Source organism: Phycisphaerae bacterium (assembly GCA_035275405.1).
Classification (GTDB): domain Bacteria; phylum Planctomycetota; class Phycisphaerae; order UBA1845; family UTPLA1; genus DATEMU01.
In genome coordinates, this window is sequence record DATEMU010000013.1 from 137,360 (window position 1) to 161,214 (window position 23,855).

Annotated in this window: 9 protein-coding genes; 1 reads left to right on the forward strand and 8 read right to left on the reverse strand. The window is 63.5% G+C overall.

Features of this window, described 5'->3' with window-relative positions; translation table 11 throughout:
• Positions 1–7: 7 nt before the first annotated feature.
• Positions 8–1,663, forward strand: coding sequence for an alkaline phosphatase family protein (locus VJZ71_16115; protein HKQ49598.1), 1,656 nt, complete (start codon positions 8–10; stop codon positions 1,661–1,663).
• A 639-nt stretch (positions 1,664–2,302) separates the two neighbouring features.
• On the opposite strand, the gene VJZ71_16120 is transcribed toward VJZ71_16115, so the two are convergent.
• The 8 genes from VJZ71_16120 to VJZ71_16155 are packed head-to-tail and all read right to left on the reverse strand — an operon-like array spanning position 2,303 to position 23,840.
• Positions 2,303–3,622 (reverse strand): thioredoxin domain-containing protein, encoded by a 1,320-nt coding sequence (locus tag VJZ71_16120; protein ID HKQ49599.1) that lies wholly within the window; start codon positions 3,620–3,622, stop codon positions 2,303–2,305.
• A gap of 6 nt (positions 3,623–3,628) precedes the next feature.
• Positions 3,629–4,309 carry a hypothetical protein gene (locus tag VJZ71_16125; GenBank protein ID HKQ49600.1) on the reverse strand — a complete coding sequence of 227 codons (681 nt, stop codon included), beginning with the start codon at positions 4,307–4,309 and terminating at the stop codon, positions 3,629–3,631.
• Complete coding sequence (locus VJZ71_16130) at positions 4,310–17,137, reverse strand: secretin N-terminal domain-containing protein (GenBank protein HKQ49601.1); 12,828 nt, start codon at positions 17,135–17,137, stop codon at positions 4,310–4,312. It lies immediately after the preceding gene.
• A 52-nt stretch (positions 17,138–17,189) separates the two neighbouring features.
• Complete coding sequence (locus tag VJZ71_16135) at positions 17,190–18,821, reverse strand: hypothetical protein (protein ID HKQ49602.1); 1,632 nt, start codon at positions 18,819–18,821, stop codon at positions 17,190–17,192.
• Complete coding sequence (pilM, locus tag VJZ71_16140; GenBank protein HKQ49603.1) at positions 18,818–20,524, reverse strand: pilus assembly protein PilM; 1,707 nt, start codon at positions 20,522–20,524, stop codon at positions 18,818–18,820. The genes VJZ71_16135 and pilM overlap by 4 nt, the downstream gene beginning before the upstream one ends.
• A gap of 12 nt (positions 20,525–20,536) precedes the next feature.
• Complete coding sequence (locus tag VJZ71_16145; protein HKQ49604.1) at positions 20,537–22,204, reverse strand: hypothetical protein; 1,668 nt, start codon at positions 22,202–22,204, stop codon at positions 20,537–20,539.
• Positions 22,201–23,052 (reverse strand): hypothetical protein, encoded by an 852-nt coding sequence (locus VJZ71_16150; GenBank protein ID HKQ49605.1) that lies wholly within the window; start codon positions 23,050–23,052, stop codon positions 22,201–22,203. The genes VJZ71_16145 and VJZ71_16150 overlap by 4 nt, the downstream gene beginning before the upstream one ends.
• Positions 23,049–23,840 (reverse strand): hypothetical protein, encoded by a 792-nt coding sequence (locus tag VJZ71_16155; GenBank protein HKQ49606.1) that lies wholly within the window; start codon positions 23,838–23,840, stop codon positions 23,049–23,051. The genes VJZ71_16150 and VJZ71_16155 overlap by 4 nt, the downstream gene beginning before the upstream one ends.
• Positions 23,841–23,855: the final 15 nt, after the last annotated feature.

The window sequence follows — 23,855 nt, forward strand, 5'->3', positions numbered from 1 at the left end:
CTTGCACGTGTTGTCTCCTCCCGATCGCTTTCCGTCCGACCGCAATGGGGCGCTCTTCGACCGCGTCCTCATGATCGGTCTGGATGGCGCGACCTGGGATGTCCTCAACCCGCTCATGAGCGACGGCGCCATGCCCAACCTCGCCGCCCTCGTCGCCGGTGGCACGAGCGGCGTCCTCGAATCCACCCGCCCGCCGATCACCCCCGCCGCCTGGACGACCTTCATGACCGGCAAGGGGCCCGGCAAGCACGGCATCATCGACTTCCTCCGCTACGACCCGGCGACCAATCGCCTGACCTTCAACAACAACCAGAAGATCAGCCAGAAGACGATCTGGCAGATCCTCAGCGAAAAGTCCTATCGCGTCGGCTCGATTAATGTCCCCATGACCTTTCCGCCGGAAAACGTCAACGGCTTCATGATCAGCGGCTTCGACACGCCCAGCGGCCAGGACTTCACGCACCCCAAGGACTTGCAGGCCGAAATTCTCGCCAACCATCCCGACTATACCCACGAGAAAAAGTGGGAGCGCAAGGCCCTCGGCGGCGACAAGGTCTTCGCCCAGAACCTCGAATACATCTGTCAGAGCTTCGAGCGCGGCTATGAACTGGCCCGCTTCTGCGGCGGCAAGTACGGCTGGGACGTGCTGATGGTCCTCTTCAAGCTCGTGGACAACCTTCAGCACAAAGCCTGGCGCTATCTCGATCCGCGAACCAAAGACAGCAGCCCCTATCGCGAACGCCTCACCCGCGACTGCTTCGCCAAGCTCGACGTCGTCCTCGGAAAGCTTCGCAGCTTTGCCGACAAAGAGGGCGCGACGATCCTCGTCATGTCCGACCACGGCCACGGCAGCCTCGACGGCAAGGCCCAGCCCAATCTGCTCCTGTCGGAGTGGGGCTACCTCTCGCTCCGCAACAACCTCGCCCGCGCCAAAACCCGCGGCACCGTCCTCTGGCGGCGGCTCACCCGCGCCAAAAACGGCTCGCCCGCCGGTCAGCTCAACGAACTCGACCACGACCTCGCCGTCGACTGGTCACAGACGCGGGCCTGCGTCCTTCACGCGGGCATCTATGGCTTCCTCTACATCAACCTCAAAGGCCGCCAGCCCCAGGGCATCGTCGACCCGGCCGATTTTGAATCCCTCCGCGACGAGATCCGCCAGCGCCTCCTCGCTGCGCAGTGCCGCGACCGCGACGGCCGCAAGATGCAGATCTTCACCGACGTCTTCCTCTCCGAGGAACTCTACGGCTGCAGCCGCTTCGACTATCCGTGGATGCCCGACCTGCTCCTCGCCCCGTCCGACGGTCTGGCCGTCGTAAAGAAAATCCGCGGCAAGGAACCCGTCCGCTGGGTCCCGCTCGATCGACTCGAAGGCACGCACCGCCTCGACGGCATCTTCATCGCCAACGGCCCCTCGATCGCCGTCGGCAAGAAAATCCAGGCCCACATCGCCGACATCGCCCCGACGCTGCTCGCGGGCTTAGGCGAGCGCGTCCCCAAGGACATGGACGGCCGAGTCCTCACCCGTATCTTCGAACAGCCCGTCAAGGTCGAATACGAACCCCCGCAGGAGCGCAAGGTCGAGGAACTCGAACCCACCCTCACCCAGCGCCAGATGCAGGAAGTCGCCACCCGCCTCGGCGACCTCGGCTACCTCGACTAGGGAGGGCAAGGCTCCCGCCGAGCCTCAGTAGGGCACGGTCGAGTCTTCGAGACCTGCCGATCTTCGCAGCAGCCCTAACCCATTTTTCACCCACCCCTCATGAAGCACTAACACGCGCGGGATATGTTTAGAACACCACTGAAACGAATCCACCCATTTCCACCCGCCGTCCTGACCGCGACTATCAGGACGGCCACTTCTTTTTGCAAGCGACATTGCCCGGCTTCATCTCCATCCACGCCAAGTCATACGAAGAAAAAACGGGCCGTCCGTTCGAGCTCCGCGAAACGGGCGTTTTTTTTTTGCCAAATTTGCGACTATTTTTTGAGGGAGCGCTGAGCACGAGTACTAGGCAAGGACAAGAAAGGCGGGCGAACCACTCGCCGTATCGGCCTCACTAGCCACTGGTCACTGACCACTGGCCATTGCGGCTTCGGAGATTCCGCGCCATGCCGATGAATTTCAAGAAATTCAAGCGTTTTCAAGCGCTTCGATCATTGTGGCATTGGTCGAACATCCGCCGTGGTGGACCTCAAGCCTTCCGTTTGCGCTCAATTGCGCTCGATTGCGCAAGAAAAAATCTGCGTCGATCTGCGCCATCTGCGGATTCGTCTTTTCGCGTTTTCGAGTCTTGGCGTTTCAGCGTTTCTGCTCGCCGATTAGCCTCTCCCACAACCCCTCCGTCGCCGCCAAATCCACCTTCGGCCGCGCGTCCGTCGTCAGAATGTTCCAGTTCCACAGCTTCCGCCCGTTCAGAAAAACCGCCGGCGTGGACTCGACGCCCAGCGCGTGCGCCAATTCGATGTCCTCCGCCACCCGCGCCGCCGGCTCCGGACCCGCCAGCGCCGCCGCGAACTTCGCCGTGTCGATCCCCACCTCCGCCGCCAGACTCGCGTACGGTCGCTCGTCCAGCCGCCCGAAGTTCTCGAACAGCCGCGACGCGAAGTGGTGTGCTTGCCGCGTCGTCCCCGCCAACCGCGCCGCCTCCGCTGCCTGCGCCGCCTCGCAGGCGAAATAGTGCGAGCCCATGCGGGCGTGCCGGTTACATGCCCCCGACATCGGATAATGCTTGTATACGATTCGCAACTTGGGATGCGACTTAAGAAGCAGCGCCGTGAATCGATGAAGTTCTGCGCAGCCTTTGCACTGGAAGTCCTCAAAGATCACGACCGTGTGCGCCGCATCCGCCGGACCCGCCGCCAGGTCGTCCGATCGAAGCGCGATCTCGCGCGACGGGTCCATCGAATATCGCCACGCGATGTAGTCGACGTTGTTGCCGATCTTCATGAATTCGCGCTGCATCTGGGCCGCGGTCACCTGCGCCCCCACCGCGATCACCACCGACAGCACCACGGCCGCCGCCGCTCCGCAGCCCGCCACGACGGCCAGCGCCCGCCCGGCCGATGGGTACGGCGCCACATCGAGCGCATCCGCCGAAGGCCTGCGCGGCCAGCCGCCAAGGATCGCGAGGAACAAAAGCGCGTTGACGACATGTGCCGCGATGCACCACGTACACCAGACCGGCAGGTGCACGGCCATGACATAAATAAAGTACGCCGACCCGCAGAGCCCTACTGCCGCAAGCCCGAGCGGGACAAGGTGCCATCCCCGCCCCGCGCGGTTGGCGAACCCCACAAACGCCAGCCACGCCGCCAGCGCCCCGAAGTACGCGACTCCCAGCGCCGCGCTCGGAAACGGCCCGATTTTCGCCCACCGGCTGGCCAGGACGAAGTCACAGTTCACCGCCTGTGTCGGCGTGCAGAGATTCGCCCCGAAGACCGAACCGCCCCCACCGCTCATCCGTTGCAAGAGGCCGCAGATGCCCGCGCCGCCGAGCGCCAACGCCAGCGCAATGACACGCAGTGCCGTCCAACGCGACGGTATAGGCGGAAGCGGCGAGAGCGGCGTAGCGCTGCCAGACAGGGCCCGTGCGGGTGGCGGCGGTGGGTCGGATTGCATCAAGGGCTATTGTGCGCTCGCGGGCGTGGGCTTGGCCACAGGATTCTCGCTGGCCGCGACCGGTGGCGGCGCCGGCGTCCCGCCCACGGGCACCTTGAGCACTTGCCGCGACGAGCTGATTTCCCGGCCGTCCTCCCGGACGTACTTGACGATGATGGCGACCTGCTTGCCGGCCACCTTCACCGTTTCGGGCCATTGCAGCCGCAGGCCGTAGCCCCAGCCCAGCGCGGTCGCTCGCTTCGACCGCCAGGGATAAGCCTTGTCCGGCGGCAGGACCCACTCGTGCACCGGCGTGGCCATCTCCCGGCCCAAGGGATCGAAGTCCAGGCGGTACATCGTCACCACGATCGTGCCTGTCCCGAAGACGCCGCGCGGCCCGTCGGCCCCTTCGAGGTAAACGGCGAACCCGACGCCGTCCACCATGGCGCTGCCGTCGCTTGTAAAAGACAGCCAGGGATTCTGATTGAAAAACTTGGTCACGCGGACGACATTCGACTGCGGCGCGGCGCTGGGAGCGGCCTTCGGCGGCGGCGCACCCCATTGGGCGTCCGGGTGGTTACAGGCGGCCAGGATGAAAAGCGAGATAAATAGCGAATGGCGAATAGCGAATAGCAAGAATGCAGCGCCGACCAACGAACGACCGCACCTCTTTACTTCGCTATTCGCCATTCTGAATTCGCTATTCATTTAACGCCTTGCAACGGTCTCTTCCCCTGAGGGTACCATCGGTCCGTACTTCGGCACCTCCGGCCCGTACTTCGGCGTGCCCGGCTCGCTTGGGCGGGGTTCGCCCGGTACACCGGCGGGCTCCGTTTCGACCGGCGCCGTCATGTCGTACTTGGCGGGAACGACGCCGTTCTCGCCCTCCTCGGGAGGCGCGTCAAGCGTGGAGATCTCCGCGGAGTCCTCCGGCTGGACCTGTAGGCCCTGGAATAGCGGGCTTTGTTTCATGTTGTCCGTAATGATGCCCGACCCATCGCGGGCCTCGATGCTGAGCCGCCGGCCGTCCTCCACGGTACGGACCACTTTCGGCGTCATCGCGATCAGGAGTTCCGACTTGTTCTTGGTCCGCCGCGTTGTTCGGAAGAGAATGCCCAGGCCCGGGATGTCGCCCAGAAATGGTACCTTCGTTTCCGCCTCCGTCTCCGTCGTCGTGATGAGCCCGCCGATCACCACGGTCTCCCCGTCCTTCACGGCGACGTAGGTCGTCGCGCGGCGCTGGTTAATGACCGGTGCAAACGCGCCGGGCGCGATCTGCAAGGACGAATCGCTCACGGACGAGACTTCCGGCTCGACCAGCATGTAGACAAATCCGTCCGGATTGATGTGCGGCTCAACATTCAAAATGACGCCGACGTCCTGGTATTCCACCTGCGTCGACGTCTGGCCCGCAAAGGCCTGCGAGCCGCTCGGCGTCGGAACCGACTGGCCGATCTGGATCGTCGCCTGCTGATTGTCCTGGCACATGATCATTGGACGTTGGATGACCTCGAGCCGGGCGTCGGATTGCAGCGCGCGAACGAGGAAGTTGAAGTCCTCGCCGGTAATCGTGAAGGAAAACCCGGCCAGCCCGGTACCTGCCGCCCCAAGGTCGGTCCCCCCGACGACATCGAAGTGGCTGCTCTGCAGGATGCCGTTGGCGTCGGGCACGGCCGTCTCGCTGAATCTCAATTCCTGAAGGGCGAACTCCAACCCCATCTCAAACCGATCGTCGAGCGTCACCTCCGCAATCATCACCTGGATCATGACCTGCGGAGGGGCCGTGTCGATCTGCTCGATGATCGAAAGGACCTGCTGCTTGTAGCGCGGGCTGACGGAGAGGATGAGCTGGTTGCTCGCCTCGTGGGCGATGATCGACACTTCCTGTTCCATCCTCCGCTGTGGCGAAATCGTCTCGCCCAGCGTATCGAGGCGCTGGGCCTCGGCCTGGAAGTACTCGTCGAGGGCGGCCTGCACGTCCTCGGCTTCCTGGTTCACCAGCGAATAGACGATGTTTTCGCGGTCCTGGATGGGCCGCGAATCGAGTTGATCGATCACATCGGCGACGACGTCGATGTCCTCCGGCCAGCCCGCGACGATGATCGCGTTGGTCCGCTCGTCGGCGACGAAGGTCGTCTTGGGCCGGCCGAACGTGCCCTTGCGGGCATCGCCGCCGATCGAGGCGGGCTCGGGAACGCCCATCGTGGAACTCGCCCCGCCTTCGACCGTCACTTCGCGGCCGCGCTGAAAGGCGGCCTGCTCTTCATCGCCCTCCTCCTGCGCAAACATCTTCTCCAGGATCTCGATCGTCTTGGTGGCGTCGGCGTTGCGCAGCTCAAACACCTTGACCAGCACCGGCCGCTTCTGAATGCGATCCAGTTCGCGGATCAGTTGCTCAATCAACCGCAGCGTGTCCGGCGGGGCGACAACGATGACGCTGTTCGTGCGTTCGCTAAAGGTGATCTGCACGTTTTCACGGACCGTCTGGAGAAAGATCTCCCGGCCGCGTTCGTCCTTCGTGCTTAACGAGATCAGCATCGAGGCGATGTCGCGCTTCTCTTCGCTCTGGCTGGCCGCTCCACCGCCAGCGCTGCTGCTGCTGCTCGAACTGCTGCTGGAGCGACTCCCGCCCGAAACCGCCTCGCCCGTCATGATCGAATTGAGCAGCTCGGCCATCTGCCCCGCGTCTTCATTCTCCAGGGGAAAGATGCCGACCTCCGCCTGACCCTTCACCACGGTCTCGTCGAGCCGCCTGACGAGCGCCGTGATATTCTCCAACTCGCCGGGCGGGGCCGTCACGACTACGGAATTCGTCCGCGTGTCCTCAACGACAGCGATGCCGGGGCCGCCTTTTTCTCCTTCTCCCCCGCCGCCTTTGTACAGCTCTTCAAGAATCTCCTTGACCCGCGCAGCCGGCGCTTTTTCCAGCGGGATCACTTTGACCATTTCGAGGAGCGTCGACGGGCGATCCAGCCGCGCGATCAGTTCCTTGAGCAGAATGTGGTCCTCGCGCGAGGCGTTGATGAGCAGGCTGTTGGTCGAGAGTTCCGCCTCGATGGTGACCGGGATGTTCTCTACCTTCGTCCCCGTGTCGCCGCCGCGCGGCTTGTTGCGCTCCTTGAAGACCTTGTCGACGATCTCGGCGATCTTGGCGGCCGGCGCCTCGGTCAGCTTATAGACCTCCATCACCTGCCCCGGCGTGCCGGGGGGGACGTCCATCTTTTTGACGAGTTCCACGGCGGCGTCGATGCCATCCTTCGTTCCGCCGATCACGAGACGGTTGCTCCGCTCGTCGGCGAAGATGGTGATGCCAAAGCCGGACTTGCCGCCTTCCTTGCCGGTCTCCCGGACCTTGTCCAGTTCTTCAAAATGCTGCTTGACCTGTGCGGCAATCTTCACCGAATCGCCGTGCTCGACGATGACCATCTTGGTAATGGCCACGTCCCACGGCGTGGCGACGCTGTTCATCCGCGTGAAGATCTCGCGGATCACCTCCATGTTCTCGGGGCTGGCCGAGACCATGAGGATGTTCGAGCGGTCATCGACGGTGACCGTGACTTTCTCACGGGCCTTGCCGATCTCTCCGCCGGCCGCGCCGCCGGGCTTATAGACGCCGCCCTCCTTAAACATCTCATCGATCGTGTCCTTGACGCGGTGCGCCCCGACGTTGGTGGCGACGAAGAACTCGACGACGCCCGGCACGCCGAGTTCGACGTCCAGTTCCTTCACCTTCTGGAGCAGGACTTCGTAGTTTTCGCGCGAGCCGACCATGAGCAGCGCATTGCTGACCTCGTCCACCTGAATCTCGACCTGGTCCTCCGGTCGGCTCTTGCCGTCCACGGTTCGCATCTCCGCCCGCTTGTCGAAGAGGGCCTTCATCGCGGCCTGGAGCTGCTTGGCCGAGTTGTACTTGAGGCCGATGATGTAAATGTTGCTCATCGGGTTGAGTTCGAGGGCCTCGATCTTCTCGACGACGGACTTGATCGCGTCGAAGTCGCCCTTGCTCGCCGCCACGACCAGCGAATTGCTCCGTTCGTCCGCCACGATGGCCGGAATTTCGAACGTCAGTCCGCCCTTGCTGCCGGTCTCCTGCTGGCTCTTGCGCTCCTCCCACAGTTTCTTGAGCTTGTCGGCCATGTCAGCGGCGCTGGCCTTTTTGAGCGTGATGGTGCGGATATCCTCGACGAGCGCCGTCGAAGGCACATCCAGCTTGGCGATCAGTCCGCGCAGCTCCTCGCGCCGCGCCTGCTTGGCGGCGATGATCAGCGAGCGCGAGCGAATGTCGCCGATGATGGCGACCTTCTCGGCCTTCTCCGCGTTCGGCCCCTTGCCCTTGGGCAACGCCTCGGCCCGCTTCTCCACCAGTTGCGTCAATGCCTCCTGCAAGCCCGTCGGGCTGGCGTATTCCAGCTTCACGATCTCGAACGGCATGACATCCAGCCCCTGGATGTCCATCTTGTTGATCAGATCGCCGAGGATCGGCAGCGCGTCCGGCCGCGCGACGAGCACGACCTGATTCGTTCGCGGGTCGGACGTGACAATCGCCTTATAGACGAGCGATCCGGCCGCGCCCTCCGGTACGCCGGACTTGTCGCCCTTTCCCGGCCGCTGCGTCAGGGCCTCCGCGTCCGCTACGAGCTTCGATACAGCCTCGGCGACCTCCGTCGCGTCGGCATACTTAAGCGTGAAGACTTTGTACTGCACCTCGGCCCGCTCGGGCTCCTTGTCGAAGGCCATCGCCACCTGCTTCATGATGAGGCAGTTCGCCCTCGTACTGGCGATGATCAGCGAGTTGCTCTCCTTGTCGCCGACGATGTAGATCGGCCGGTCGAGGTTGACCGTCGCGATCGGATCGCCCTTGTCGTCGAGCAGGCGGAAGCGGCGGATGAAGTCCTTCATCGGCGTGTCGCCGGTCGCGGCCTTTTGAAGCAGCTCGTTGAGCAGCGTGCCGAGCGTGTCGGCCTGGGCGATCTTGAGCGGGACGACCATGACGTCGGACTCCCCGATCGGCTGCTGCTTACCCTCTTCGGTCGGCGGAAGTTCCGCGTCGAGTCCGGCGATGACTTTGTCCACGAACTGCAGGTCGTTTTCGCCGGCAGTGACGAGCACGGAGTTAGTCTGCGGATCGAGTTCGATGCTGATCTGTTTGGGATCGAGGCCCTTCTGGGAGAGGTAGGAGGCGACCATCTTCTTCAGGACCTCGCCGCCTTCCATAACGCGGCGATTCTTGAGGACGTAGGTCTTGACGTTCTTTTCGAGGCTCCCCCCGGCCTCTTCATTGCGGCGAATGAGCGCCAGCGCCTGGGCCATCTTTTCTTTCGTCGCGGCAATGTAGAGTCCGTTCGTCCGCGGGTCGGCAATGATGTCGACCTTGTCCTCGGGCTTGGCCTGGCGCTGGCCGCGCTGCTCGATCTTTTGGAAGACGTCGGTCAGCGTCTTGGCCAGGTCCTTGGCGCTGGCGTTCTCGAGGGGCACGTATTCGATCTCCTTGGCAGGGATCGCGGCGTCCAGCATCTGCAGGATAGACTCGATCACCTCCAAGTCTTCTTCCGTTCCCTCGAGAACCAGCACGTCCTCGCCGCCTTCGGCGACCGTCACCGGCGCACCGGAGAGCTTTTGCGCGAATGCCTGCCGCGCCGACTCGGTCATCCGCGACAAGTCCGCCGGCTGCGTCGCCAATTCCTTGATCTGCTCCTCCGGCGATTTTCCCGCCGGTTGGGTGGTAGGCGTCCGTGGGCGGATGGAGGAGATGACCGGTCGCGTCGTAGGGGGCGGGGTCTGGGCAATTGCCGTGCAGAGTGTCGCCTGCATCATGAACGCAGGGAGGGAAACCGCGAACGCCAGCTTGCGGGCCGGGCGGCGGTGCCGTGTCCACTCCGCGTCGGACCGGGGACCAGACTTACCCTTGTTCTGCATCTGCTCAATGATCTGCTTGGCCTGCGCGGGGGTAAGCTGGCCCTGGAGCTTGATGACGCGGCGGCTCATCCCGCCCGCCGGGCCCATCGCCACCATGCGATTGACCAGCGCCTGCACTTGGTCGTACTGCGACTTCGTGCCGGAGACGAGCAGCGCGTTGGCCCGCGGGTCGGCGCCGATGCTGACCAGCCGCGGCTTGTAGTCCTTATTCACGCCCTGCCGGTTCTTCTCGCTGTCGTTGATCGACTTCTCCAGTAGAATCGCCAGGTCCTCGACGTTCTGCCCCGTCGCCACCTGCATCAGTCGCACACCGCCGCCTTCTTCGTTGCTCGACTCGCTGTCGAGGCTCTCCGCCATCTTCTTGATCAGATTAAACTCGTTGGCCTTGGCCGTAATGATGAGGCTGTTGGTCGTATCCTGCGCGACAATGTTCGGTGGCACGTATTTGGGGCCCTTAGTCTTCGCCACGTTGGGATCGTTGAAGACCTTGGTGAGCGTGTCGGCTATCTCGGACGCGCTGACATGCGCGAGGACGATCCGCTGCGGGGTGCCGCCCGTTTCCGGGTTCTCCACGTCTAGTTCCTTGATCTTCTTGACCGCGTCTGCCACGCCATCGGGCTTGCCGACGACGATGATGGCGTTGAGCGCCTCGACGGCGCGGAGCCGCATGTCGCCGGCCAGGACAACCTTCTCATCCTTCTCTTCCTCCCGCGCATCCATCCACCACGGGATCATCCGCTTGTTTTCGTCGCCGGGGGAACGCTTGGAAACCTTCAAGTACTCGGTAAGGATGCCGAGCATGTCCTCGGCGCTCATATACTTCAGCGCCACCATTTCCATGACATTTTTCGTCGACGGATCGGCGTCAATATCCTCGATGATGCTGTCGATCAGCTTCTTGGTCGCCAAGGTGCAATAGACCAGAAGCATATTGCTGGACGCCTCGGCGGTGATAGAAACCTGGTTCTCAAGCTGCTTGGCGGCGGGCTCGGGACCGCGCATCCACGGCGGCAAGTTGTTATTGCCGCCGCGCGAGATGCCCGATTTCTTGTCAAAAAAGTCCTGAAGCGTCTTGGCCACTTCATCGGCGACAGCGTGCTTGAGTGGAATTTTGTAGATGCTCAATGCGCCGACTGGATCCGTTTTTGACACCTGTTTGATCACCTGTTCATTGATCCGCTCGAATTCCGCTTCCGTCGCCATGACTAGGACGGTATTCGTCGGTTCGTGGTACTCGGCCTTGACACTGTCTTCCTTGTTCGAACCGAATAGCTGCTTGATCGTCTCGGCGACCGTCTTGGCGGGGATCAGTTCCGGCATCGTCACGGTGTGGACCATGCGGCCCTTGGTCCCCTCAACATCGATCTGCTGCACGAGGCTTTTGATCTGCTCCAGTTCTGCTTCCGTCGCCAGGACGACGACTCGCTTCGAGCCGGCGACTTCCTGGATCGTTGGCGCCGTGCGACCGGGCTTGCCCGCCACGCTCGCGTTGAACACGGCCTGAAGGCTGCGGGCTACGTCCGACGGGCTGGTGTTCTCCAGGGCGATCGTGTGCTCCTTGCGCACGCCTTCGCCGGTCGTATCCAGCAAGGCGACCTGCTTCCTCACTTCCTCAATCTTCTCCGGCGTCGCCGTCACAATGATCTTGTTTGATGCCGGTTCCGGCGTGATGTTGACGGCGTATTGGCCTTTCGCGTTGGGGAAAGTCGTCGCACGGAGCGATTCCATGAGCGCCCGGGCCACTTCGTCCGCCCGACCGTGCTTGAGTTCGATGAACTCCGTCTGGGGGATGCCGGTGTCGGCGGTCGCGACGAGCGGGGCGATGACTTCCATTTCGATCTGCTCGTGCTGGCGTTTGTTGGCGCTGACGATGAGCACGTTCGCGCCGGGGTTCGCGGTCACGGCCGGCGGCTCCTGGCCCATCGCCTGCGCGGACGCTGAGGCGAAAAGGGCACCGATGTTCCCCGCCACCTGACCGGCATCGACCGACACGGGCAGCGAATAGGTCTTGGCGAACCGCGCCGTCTCTTCGGAGGGCTTATCGATCTGCTCAAGGATGCTCCCGACGAAGGCGAAGGTGATCGGCCCGCCGGTCACCACGAGCGAATTGGTCCGCACGTCCGGCACGACGCCGACGAGATCGAGCTTGGCCCCCTTCAGAACGTCCGTCGTCGCTGCCTTGACCATCATCTCGGTCAGCTTCGTATTCACGTCCACCGCCGAGGCGTACTTGAGCGGGAAGCTCCTGACCATGAAATCGATCGGGGCCTTGTCCATGTCCTTGGCGATCGATTCGATCGTCTTGAAAGTCTCGTCGTCCGCCCCGCTGACGTACAGCGTGCTGTTGGGCTTGTTGCCCTTGATGCTGATGTTGGCCTTGCCGCCGCTCTTGTTGCGGGCGTCGGCGAAGATGGACTGCATTTTCTCAGCGACGACCTCCGCGTTGGCGATCATCAGCTTGATCGTGCGGATGTCCGCGCTCGATGCGACTTTCTCTTCCATTTCTTTGATCTGCGCCTCAATCTCCGCCATCTGCGGGGCCGGGGCCTTCACCAGGACCGTCCCGGTCGACGCGTCGGCGGCAATCACCACGTCGGTCTGCTGACCGGTGATGAACAGGGCCTTGAGCGCGTTGGAAATCGTGTTCGGATCGCCCTTGACGGCGAATTGCTTGATCGAGCCGCCCGGGGCATCAACATCCATGTCTTTGATGATCTGCTCCGCCTTGTCCACGTCCTTGGACTGTCCAGCGAGGATCACGCTGTTCGTCCGCGTGTCGGCGTTGACCGAGATACCCGGATTGGCCCGGCCGCCGCGCTGACCGGGACCGCCGCCGCCGGTATCGGCCATCTTGGCGGTCACTTCCTTGACGATTGCGGCAATTTCCGAAGCGCGGGCCTTAGCCAATTGAACACGGCGCAACACGGCCTGTGTCGTGTTGTCGTCGTCGTCCAGTTCCTTGATCAAGCTCTCGATCAATTCGAGCTGGTCCGTCGGCGCCTTGGCGATGATGGAGTTGGTCTGCGGATCGGCGGTCAGACTGATATTGTCCGACGGGGAAATCGCCACTCCCTGTCCCGGCTGACCCTGTTGGCCCTGAAGTTGGATGATCTGTTGCTGCTGTCCCTGGTCGCCCTGACCCTGCGGCTGACCCGGCTGGCCGGGCTGGCCGGGTTGTCCGGGGCCGCCACGCCGACCGCGCCCGCCGGTCTGGACGTTGAGCACTTCGCGGAGGTTCTCCACAACCTGCGTGGCGTCGAGGTTCTTGAGCTTGAACCGCTTGATGTTGGCCGTCCGCGCATCGGTCTTGGCGTCGATCTGCTTGAGCACGTCGACGACGAGCGGGATATCCGAGAGCGCCGCGGCGACGAAGAGGCTGCTGGTCCGCGGATCGGGGATGACCTTGATCCGCGCGGGGGCAGCCTGTTGAACCATTTGCTGAGGCTGGGGCTGTCCGGGTTGGCCGGGCTTTTGCGGCTGGCCGGGCTGACCGGCGGCCTGCGGCGCCGGCGCGGGCGCCGGCGCGGGGATCATCGGCAGGGCCTTGCCGCCCTTTTTGGCGCCGGCGACGGCCTGGCCTTGATTGAAGATGGTCTCAAGAAGCTGTCCGGCGGTGACGACATCCGCGTACTTGAGCGGAAACTTGCGGAAGACGACGGGCTGCTCGCCGTAGGAGATCTCATCGAGGATATCTTCCAGCGTGTCGAGGATGTCCTCGGGTCCGGTGAGGACCAGCTTGCCGGTATCGGGATCGACAAAGACCGTCGGGATGCTCTCGTCGCCGGTCGCCTTGCGTACGATATCAGGCCGCGCGGCAGGTTCCTCGCCCGCCATCGGATGATTGTGAACGGCCGCGGGTTGGGTCGTCGGCGCGTTCGCCAACCCCTGACCGTTATCCGCCTGACCGATGGCGACGGCATCGAGGGATTTCAATAGTTCGGCGGGCAGGACGCAGGGGCTCTGATGGCAGATCGGACAGACGGCCGGCTCCAGCGCCTCGTCACATTTCTCAGCGTCGAACTCTCCGAGCGACACGGCCGCGAGCGATTGCAGGAGCGAGGCCGGAAGTACACACGGATTCGCCGAAGCGCCGGGCTTCTCCTCCTGCTTCGCCGGCGGTTCTTCTTCCTCACCGGCGTGGATGTCGATGACCTGCACGCGACCGGAAGCGCTGCCCATGTCCAGGACATTGAGGGGCTTGTCATAGTTCCTCTGGAGGATCTTGACCAAGAGCTCCGGCGGCATCTTGTCCGAGTCGATGGTGCGGAAGCCCGGGCGACGCGTGGTGTCGGGCACGTCGAACATGGCGACGATTTCTTCCACCTTGGCCCGCTGGCCGGGCTTGCAATTCAGCACAAGCAGCGATTTCTTCGTGGGCCCTTCCTCCAGCGAGATGCCGCCGGATTTGCGATCGGGATTCAGAAGATCCTCGACAGAGAAGGAGATATCGAAGGCCTCTTTGTGCTTGAGCTGAATGACGAAAAAGTCCCCACTTCCGCCTGGTATCACGCCCTTGATCGGTCGAGCATCCGCGACAATTAGTTCGAGCAAACCCTCAATAACGGTTAGGTCGGATTCAGATTTTGCCCCGATGAGCAGCGTGTTCTCATACGTATCCGCGAAAATCTGGATCGCCTCGGGCGCGGCGATGCGCTGAGCCGGCGCCCCTTCGCCCGGCTTGCCACCCTCGGTTTTGGGCGCGGGTTTCATGGCCAGCATCGCCCGCAGCTTCTTCTCATCCTCCTCCGCGTCCTGCACGGCGTACTTGCGATAGATCGCCTGCTCGTACGGCACATCGAGCTGGTCGAAGAGCTGGAGCGACTTGGCGACCTGGTCCTGCGGTCCGTCGAGGATGAGTTGAGTGCCCGCGGGGACGATGTTCAGCGCCTCGCCGCCGGTGGGTGTGCCGACCGCGCCGGACCCCGCGACGAGCTTGCCCATGGGTTTGGTCGGCGCGCCGGCCAGGCTCCGCAGCGTCTCGGCCAGTTCCGTTGCCGGGCGATGTTTGCAGGTGAGTATGACGCGCGTGTTGACCTGAGTCTCCGCCGCCGCCTCCATCGACGCGACGAGGTCCTTGATCTGCGCCAGCTCCTTCGCCGGGGCGGTCACCAGGAGCGAGTTCGTAATCGGCTCGGCGATGATCCGCACGCCACTGCCGCTCGCCGAAACCGGCGAAACGGGCGGGGCCTGGCCGCCCTGCGGTGTGACCGCGCGAACCGGCGTGCCCGTCGAACCGGGAAATGTCTGGGCCAGGACCGGCGCCAGGGCCTCGGCCTTGGCGTGGACGAGCTTGATGACCGTCAATACGCCGGTGCTTTCAATGTCGAGCTGCTCGATGAACGGCGCGACCTTGTCCAGGAACTCGTCCGACGCATAAACTTGCACGGCGTTGTTGTAAGTGTCGGCGAAGAAGAGTTGCTGCGGTCCGCCGGGGCCGGCTCCCTTACCGACGCCGGGCGTGGCGGTGAACATCTGCCGCAGCATCGCGGCGACATCGTTCGCGCTGGCGTGCTGGAGCGGGAAGTTGCGGAGCCTCGGCTCGACGACGACCGCCTGCGCGTCGATCGTCTTGATCAGCCGCTCGGCCTTCTCCCAGTCCTTATTACTGCAATAGACGAAGAGGAAACCCGTGCCGTCGTCGGGGATAAACCGCGGCCCGGTGCCGCCGGGGACGCCCGGTTGTGCGCCGCGCTGTGCGGGGGAGGGCCCGCGCGGCGCTATCGCTCCGCTGAGCGCCTGCTGGAGGATTTGCGCGAGGGTACTGGGCTGGACGGCCTTGGGCTGAACGACATGCTCGCCTTCCTCGTCGCCGTCGGGCACGTCGAGCTTCTCCACGAGCGTGCGGATTTTTTCGAAATTCTGCCGAGAGCAGGTCACCAGGATCGACGTGCTCGTCCGCGGCGTGATGCGATCCGCCACGCCGCCCTTGCCGGTTGGCGGGAAGATGGTCGAGAGCGTCTGGGAGATCGCCGAGGCATCGGCATGCGCCAATTCAATGACTTCGGTGACCTGATTCTCCGCCGGCGTGTCCCATTGCTTGATCAGTTCCTCGGCCTTGGCGACGCCGGTCTTGCCGCCCACGATGATGACGGAGTTGTTGGCGGGATCGGGGAAGATATCGCGTTCGAGGTCGGACTTTTCCTCCGGCGACACGTAAGGGCCGTCGGGCCTCACGAGCAACTGCATCTCTTTCATGAACATCTGCTTGAGCGTCGCGGTTAGTTGATTCGCGTCTGCATACTCCAGCTTGATGACCTTCATCTCCGGCAAGCTCGCCGGCGCGCCGGTGTCGAGCTTGGCGATTGTTTCGAGGATCTCGCTCAACATCGCCGGCATCGCCTTGACCATCAGCCGGTTGTTCTTGATGTCGGGGATGAGGTCGATCCGCCTGGCGTTGTCCATGATCGGATCGACGCCGGGGCCGCGGCCCGGCGCGGCCGCTGCCTGTGCCGGGTAGATCTGCCTAAGGATTTGCTGGATGTCGGCGACTCTCGACACCTTGAGGTCGACCGTGATCGTGGTGCGCGGATCTTCCTTTTCCGGCTGCGTCATCCCTTTCTGGCGCTCGATTACTTCACGAAATCGGCGATGCTCCTGCGCCAGGCCGGTCAGTTCGATCTTGTCGCCGTTGACCTGCGTCCCGTAGGTGTCGGTGGCGTAGATGCGGAATTTGGAGATGAGCTCGAAGGGCGACCAGCCCTCGGGCACTTCCATATTGACCAGGGCCACGTCGTACTGGCCGAGATTGGCCTTCTCCATCTCCTCGAAGGAGGCGAACATTTTGCTCGGCGGGATCTTCCGCATCGCGTCCGGCAGGCGATCGATCGTCAGGAAGTCGTCCTCGCGCTGCACGATGTACTTGTTGAGCGGGCGCTCGTAGAGCAGCTTGTTGATTTGATCCAGCGCCTCCTTGTAGGTGAAATCCTTCGGACTGATGAAAGTCAGCGTCTCGGCGATCGGCGGATCGGGCTGGTTAAGAAACGGCAGCCCGCTCATCCGTGAGAATGCCTCTAAAACATCCGTCCATGGTGTGTTGGAAAAACTGAAGCGATAGGTCCGCGCCTCAGGGTCAATCGGCTCGATCGTGAACGTCATCGTCGTCTGCGTGTTTTCGATCCCGGCCGGGGCGGTCGTCGGCGGGACTTCCTCGACGGGCGGAACTGCGCCTTGCTTGGGACTGCCCGGAAATGCCGTCGGTTTTCCCGGCTGACGAACGCCCGGCTGCGGAGGACGCCCCGGCGATTGGGGTGGCGTCACGGGCGACGCAGTCTTCGGAGGTGTCTTGACGACGGGGGCAGCAGGCTTGGGAGTTGGTGGCCTGGTGGGGGTCTGTCGCGACTGGGCCGGGGAGGGCACGGGTTGAGTCGTCGGATATCCACCGCCGGGGCCCTTGATCGATTTCAGCGCCTTTTCGCGGAGCGCCTTCAGTTCTTCCGCGCGGGCGGGTGTGGTGCGCAGAGGCTGCGTGGCGGGGCCCTTGGCGGGCCGGGTAGTCGGCTGGGTGGTCGGCGGCGGGTTCGGCTGCGCCAGACCGCCGCCGGACAGGCAGAACGTGAGGATTCCCGCGGCGACGGCGCCGCGAATAATCGTCTGCGAGGGCTTACTTCTTATTAATACCATGGATCGTGCCTCCGCACCGTTCCCGAGAGTCTCTTCCACAATGCCGCTCTTTCTACTCGCCGGCGACCGCCTCGATTGCGGCCGATTCCGCCTCCGGCTCCGTTTCCGACTCCCCGCTATCCGGACGTGACCACGCGTCGATCGCCGCGGGCAGTTCCTCGTCCGACTTGGCTTCCAGTTTCACGCGCTGGGTGAAGGGCCGCCCCAGGGGATAGATGTAGTAGTTCCCGCTGGGCATCTTGACGACGCCGCCCAGGGGATGAACGCCCAGGAGCATACCCCCGTCCACAACCGCCGCTTCGCCCGCCGAGATGATCCGCCGATCCGCCGGCCCGGCGCTCGCGATCAATTCCTGTTTGCCGCGATAGGTGACCAGCCCCGTCACGGTCAGACTGGGGTCGGGGGGCTGATCGCTGGGGTCGACGGCGACTTCCGGCGGTATCTCGACCGGCTCGACGGGGACGACATAGGTCTGCTTTTCCTTTGAGGGAGTATAGGTGGCCGGGGGCGCCTTCCGGCCGGATGCATAGGTCGCCGTGACGGTCAGGGATTTGACCTCGAAGTCGTCAATGTCCTGCGCCGTCGCTCCGCGCAAGCGAATCGTAGGCTTGATCTTCGTCTGACCATCCGGCAGCGTCACCGAAACTTCGAGATCGACGGGCTCGGCGTGCTTGTTGTCGGCGGCCAGTCGGACGACTGTCGGCGGCGGCGGCTCGTTAACCTGCGCTACGGCATAGGTCCAATCCTTCTTCGTCACGAAATCAAATCGCTGCGGGCCAAACGTCTTGCCGCCGATATAGGTGCCTTGAATCTCCACCGCGTCGCCCAGCCCGCGGATTTCCCCATTGCTCTTGCTTTGCACGGTCTTGACCACTTCCTCTACCTGGTTGCCGTCGACCGTCTGCCGAATGACCTCGCCCTCCCAGAAGAACTTCGCGCGGACCACAACCATCTTCCAATCCTGATTGTCGACGATGACCACATTGCTCGGCGGAGGAACGAACGGGCGGAAAATGTTGCGCCGGCCGAGGAGGGCCAGCTCTTCATCCAGTGGGATGTCGTCGCGCGAGGGACCCTGCTTGTCCGCGCCCTCCCCCGGCAGCGACGCCGTGTTGACCAGCTCGGGGACTTTCTTGGGATCGACCTTGGGCATGAGCGGCGACTCGACGAAGAACTCAATCTTCACCTCGCCGCGCGGCCGGTTGCGCTGGAGAAGCGGCGTAATCGACAGGCGCGAAATGTCGCACAAGTAAGGGCTGCGATAGATATCCGTCAGGAAGTCCATCGCGTTCTTGAACGGCCCTTCCGCGGTGATCCGGTACGAGACCGTCGTGATCCCCGTCTTCGCGCCGATCTTCGAGCCGACCGAATTGGGGAAGAAGCCGGGGTTCTCGAATCCATGCCGCTTGGCCCCGTCCTTGAGCGCCTGGGCAATCTTGTTGGACGCCTCGGGCCGATCGAACGCCAGCGTGCGGCTGACCGCAGAGTTCCAGCGATCGGCGAGGTTGCGTCGGGAACGGATGACGGTATCGAGGTATTGGTTCTGGCCCTCCAGGTCGGCGATGGCTTTCTTCGCCTCGTCCGCGGGCTTCAGGAAGAGCAGGTTCATGCCCTGATAGACGGCGCCCAGGCCGACGATGCCGCCGACGACAATCGCGAGCGTTCTTTCGCGGGGGTTCATCATGGTCGGGTCCCCCCCGAGGCCGGCGCGGCGCCCGGTTGCGTCGTCGCCGGGGCCTTTGCCGAATCCGTCGAAGCTGGTGCGACGCTTGCAGCGTCCTCCGATTTGTTCTCCGCCGGCGGCGCCTCGATCTTCTCGGCTTCACGCGCATGCAGCTCCGAGCGCGGCGGCACATCGGCATCTATCTCGGTCTCATACGAATATCCATCCGGACCCGGCGAAGGCGTCTCCTTGCCCGGCTTGACGTTCTGGAACCCGGCCTCCTGCAACCGATCGTTGAGGCGGTTGACCGTGCCGAGCGAGGCGGTGCGGAACTTCAACTTGACGGTGCTGGCGCGGGCGTGCGTCTTGGACTTCGGGACGGGCCGCGTATCGAGGTCGATCCGCGTAACATAGGCCTCCTTTTCCGGCGGGAAGACTTCCGTCAGCGCGACCAGAACCTCCGGCCAGGTCTGCTGCGAATCCACCCACGCCTCGAGCGCCTCAACCTGCACTCGGAAATCGTTGATCACCCGTTCCGTTTTCTTTTTCTTGTTCACTTCCTCGCGGAGTTGCGCAACGAGGGCGTCCTGAGGCGCGACGTACTTGTAGTGAAAGACAATGCCGGAGGCGATGAACAACACCGCCGTGGCCACGGCGACGGGCACTTTCTTCATCCGCAATGCCCGCTTGCTGACCGGCTTCTTGGGACTCAAGAAATCGAAATGACCCGGTCCCCTATCGGCATGCCCCAAAGCCAAGCCGATCGTCGCGGAAAAGCCGCGCAGTTCGCGGGCGCGTTGCGGCGGCAGGCCCAGCGCCAGGTGCGGCGAGTACAGCTCCGCCCGCGCGGCGAACCGCGCCGCCAGCGCCTGCGCCAATTGCGCCTCCAGGCCCGATGATCCGCAGACCACGATCTGATCGACGCTGATCGCGGGATCCGTCGCCCGGTACGCCTCGAACGAGCGGATGATGTCCACCATTAAGTCGGAGACGGCCCGCTGGGTCCGCTCGTCGGGCTCGCGATCGGAGAGCGGCACCGCGGCAATACGACTGTCGGTCAGGGCCGTGCCAACCGGTCCCTCGTCATTGGCGAGCGCGACCGACGCAGCGCGCGAGAAGGCGAGAACCCCGCCCTTGATAATGTCGATCTCCGTCAGATTCGGCCCGACGTCGACGAGCAGAATGGTCTTGTCGGAAAGATCCGGCCACAGCGCGCCCATGGCCAGCAGGTTGGAATAGGGGCGCAGCCCGATCAGCTCGACGGAGAGGTCCGCCGCCGCCGCGACCTGGCGATAGAAATCGAGATCCTCGTTGCGAACCGCCGCGACGAGAACATTGCTGGGCAGCTTCGGATCGAACTCGCCGCAGACGGCGAAGTCGAGCGTCGCCAGTTCCGCCGGAAACGGCAGCTCCTTGACCACCTGAAACTGGACGATGGCGGCAAGCTCCTCGGGCGGCGTCGGCGGAAGATTGAGCGTGTTGAGCACGACCTGATCGCGGGGGATGGAGAGCAGCGCCCGCCGCGCGCCGAGATCGGCGCTGCGCAGCGCCGCGCGGATGAACGCGCCCAGCGCGGCCGCATCCTCCACGCGGACCTCCGCGGGAATCGGAACGGACACGGCCTTGACCAGCTCCACGCCGGTCCCCTTGGGAGCGAGCGCCACCATGCGCAGGTCCCTGCGGTTCCATTCGATCGCCAGGAATTGCTTGCTTCCGAACCTCATCCCCTGCTCCCTCTATGGGGTCCCTTCGCGCACACCGCGAAACTCCTCACCGTGCGGCTGGTAGGCCACGCCGAGGCTTCCAAGGTTGCGCTGGTACAGCACCTGCGGAACCGGACCGCGCATCTCCAGGACGACGTTGATCCGCTCCACCACGCCGACGTGATCCGCGTAGCCGACCGACTCGACGCGAAACACCGCCGAGCCCATCGCCAGCTTGTCCAGGATTTGACGGAATCGGTTTTCATCAATGACGCTCCGCGTCAGCAACCAGGCCGGTGTCGCCCGCTCCTCGGGCGTTAGCTCGCGCCGCGCCGCGACAATCGCATCCAGCTCCTCATCCGTCAGGGCCTCGATCATCGCCAGCACCGGCCGCGGGGCCGTGCTGACATTGATCCGACCCGCGAACATCGGAGTCGGCTGGACCGTGAGCCGATCGAGGATCAGCGGCAGGTCTTCGTACGTCCCCGGCGGAATCGTCGCCGTCAGGTTCTGGTAGACCGGCCGCTTGGCCTTCGGCTTTTTCTCGGACGCGCCGCGCGCCTGATCTAGATCGGTCGAAGGTTGTTCTGTTCCCGCGTCCATTCCCTTGTCCGGCTGGCTGGTCGGCTGCGTGGTACTGGGATCCTCCTGCGCGGGTTGGCTGGTCGCCGGCTGCGTCGTAGGGTCCTCTTCTTCTTCCTCTTCCGGTGGCGGCGGCGCGGGAAGCAGATTCATAACACTGTTAAAGGCCCCTCCGCCCCCTCGAATCTCCATGACATAACTGGCAATCTGGGAGGGGATCACCTCCGCCATCGCCTCCTGCAATTTTTGCGCGTCCTTCATGTTCAGGTTGATTCTTGCGCGATTGTTGCTGGAGACGTTCCTCTCCCGCGACCAAAGGGTGAAATAGGGGGAGACACCGGCAAAAAGTGCGCCATCGGCGTTATCCGGCGGGAACGACGCGTCGGCGTCGTCCTCATTGGGATCGAGCAGGCCGTTGCGGTTGTAGTCCTCGCCAAAGACGACCCAGGCCGTGAAGCCGCGCACGAGGAGCAGCTCCTCAATGGTCGAGAACCGCGCACCCTTGCATCGGTAGGGCGGATCGAGCGTGTTGTAGTAGTCGTCCTTGGCGCCGTTGGGACGCGGCGCCGCGCCGCCGTCGCGCCAGTCGAGCAGCGAGTCCACGAGGACGTTGACGTCGACCAGGTCTGTCGTCTCCTGTGGTATGACCATCTCGAAGAGACGGCGAAACTGCGCTTCAGTCGCCCGGTTGAGATCGAGCTTCGCGCATTCGTCGGTAATCCCGTATCGTACCGTCGTGGGATCGTCGTAATTCGGCGCGACGACCTTGTAGCGCCACGCCTGCGGGGCGTTGGGGTCGTACCGGTCGGTCGTGTCCTTATTGATCGGTTCCACTTTGTCGGGCGCGCCGGCGACAACAATCGCCTTAAACACATCCGGATTGTCGTACCACAGGCCGGGATTGTTCCGACCGTCGCGGAGCATGGTAATGGCGGCCTGCACGCCGCTCTCGGCGGCCACGCGCGCCTGGAATTGCTGGTGATAGGCGACGGCGGCGTTCAGGTTGGCGCGGACCATGAACGTGTAGCCCGCCGCCAAAAGTGAAAGCAAAACGACGATGATGAGGACGACGAGGAGAATCAGCCCGCGTCGCAATTCTCGTGTTTGCCTGCGGATCATTTCGCGCCCCCTCCCGCCGCGGCTTCCTCATCCGAGGGCTTCTCCTGTTGGGCCCGCATCAAACGAGATCCGAAAAACGTATCCGCCTGCGTCAGCTTGACCTGGATCGTGCAAGTCTGCGTCGAATACGGCTCCGGCAGCGACGGCAGTATGTCTTCGTTCTGCAGATCCAGTTCCTCCTCCTCCAGCTTCGGCGGCAGCGCGTCGTAGCCGACCGTCACCTCGATGGCCTGCGGCAGCGAATTGCCCATCCCGCCGCCGACGTCGCCGACGTCCCACTTGTCGATCCACTCGACACCATCGAAGTAGCGGAAGCGCAGGTATTTCATCTCCGCCGCGTACAAATCCAGATCCACGGACTCCTGCTGGTCCTCGCGGATAATCGCCTGATTCAGTGTCTTGATTTCCCGCCGTACGAGGCCCATCGGCGCCGGCCCGACGGTCCCGTCCGGATATTCGTAGGTCTGGTCGTAGTCGTAGGCGAGGTAGTATTGCACCTGCCGGATGTCGCTCTCCGCCGGCGGCAAGACGTCCTGTATCTTTCGGTCGATGAACAGCGACTTGTCCGGCAGGACGACCGTCTGCAGCGTGATCATCCGGTCCTTGCCGCTGACGCCGGGCGTCTGGCCGAGAAACCCGTTCGCCGAACGAATCTCATCCGCGATCTTCAAGGCGACGACGCGGGCGAGGTTGCTATCCAACATCCGTCGCATGCCGAGATCGCGAGTGCGCAGTGAGATGTCGTAGAACGTGAACATGATTGTGGCGATAAGCGTAATCAGGCCCAGCGAGAGGATGACCTCGATGAGCGTCAGTGCGGTTCGGCGACTCGCAGCGCGCGGTGTCATCGCTGCCTCCCGCCGCCGGGCGGCGGCAAGAGGGGTTTTTGATCTTTCGGCGCCAGCGGGTTGCCCTGCGCGGGATCGATGCCGGCCTGATTCGCGAGGTTCTGAATCTCGCGCATATCGCCGCGCTGCAATGCCTGCATGACATCCTCCATCTGCCCGGGATTGAGCGTGATGCCCAGCGTCTGGAGGATCATCGGGAGCATCTCGCGCAAGGTGTCCAGGGGAAGACCGGCGACATCGCGCGGGTTGAAGTTCGCCGGATCGAGCACCGCCGCGCCGCCGGGGATCGCGTCGGTCAGCATCGTCAGTTGTTCTTCCGGGATGCCGAAGTCCGTCTCAAGGTTGATGTTGCGCGGCTCGGCGCGAAGGACATATGTCGTCAGCAGATGCTGCTTCTCGTTATCCGCTCCCTCGGGATCGCCCATGTAGATCGAAACGCGGATGTGAAACAGCCCGGAGATCGCCTCGATCGGCTGCGCCTCCATCTGCCATGCCATCCCCCTGATCGTCTCATTCTCGAAGAAGCCCGTGGTTTCTTTCTCGCTCGGCGCGATAAGGCCCAGGTCCAGCGCCGTCAGCAGCCGGTCGGTCATAAGCGTCGCCTGGTTCATCCGCTCGGCATGCTCGACGTGAAACAGCCCGTTGCGGAAGGCGACGCCGATCGCGGACATGGCGACCAGCAGGAGCGAAAGGGCGATGACGACCTCGAACAAGGCCGCCCCGCGGCGCGCAACCGAACGCGCTCCCCTCACCGGGGCACGCCGACGTGCCAAACTTCTTCCGCGCATCAATGTCATCCTGCC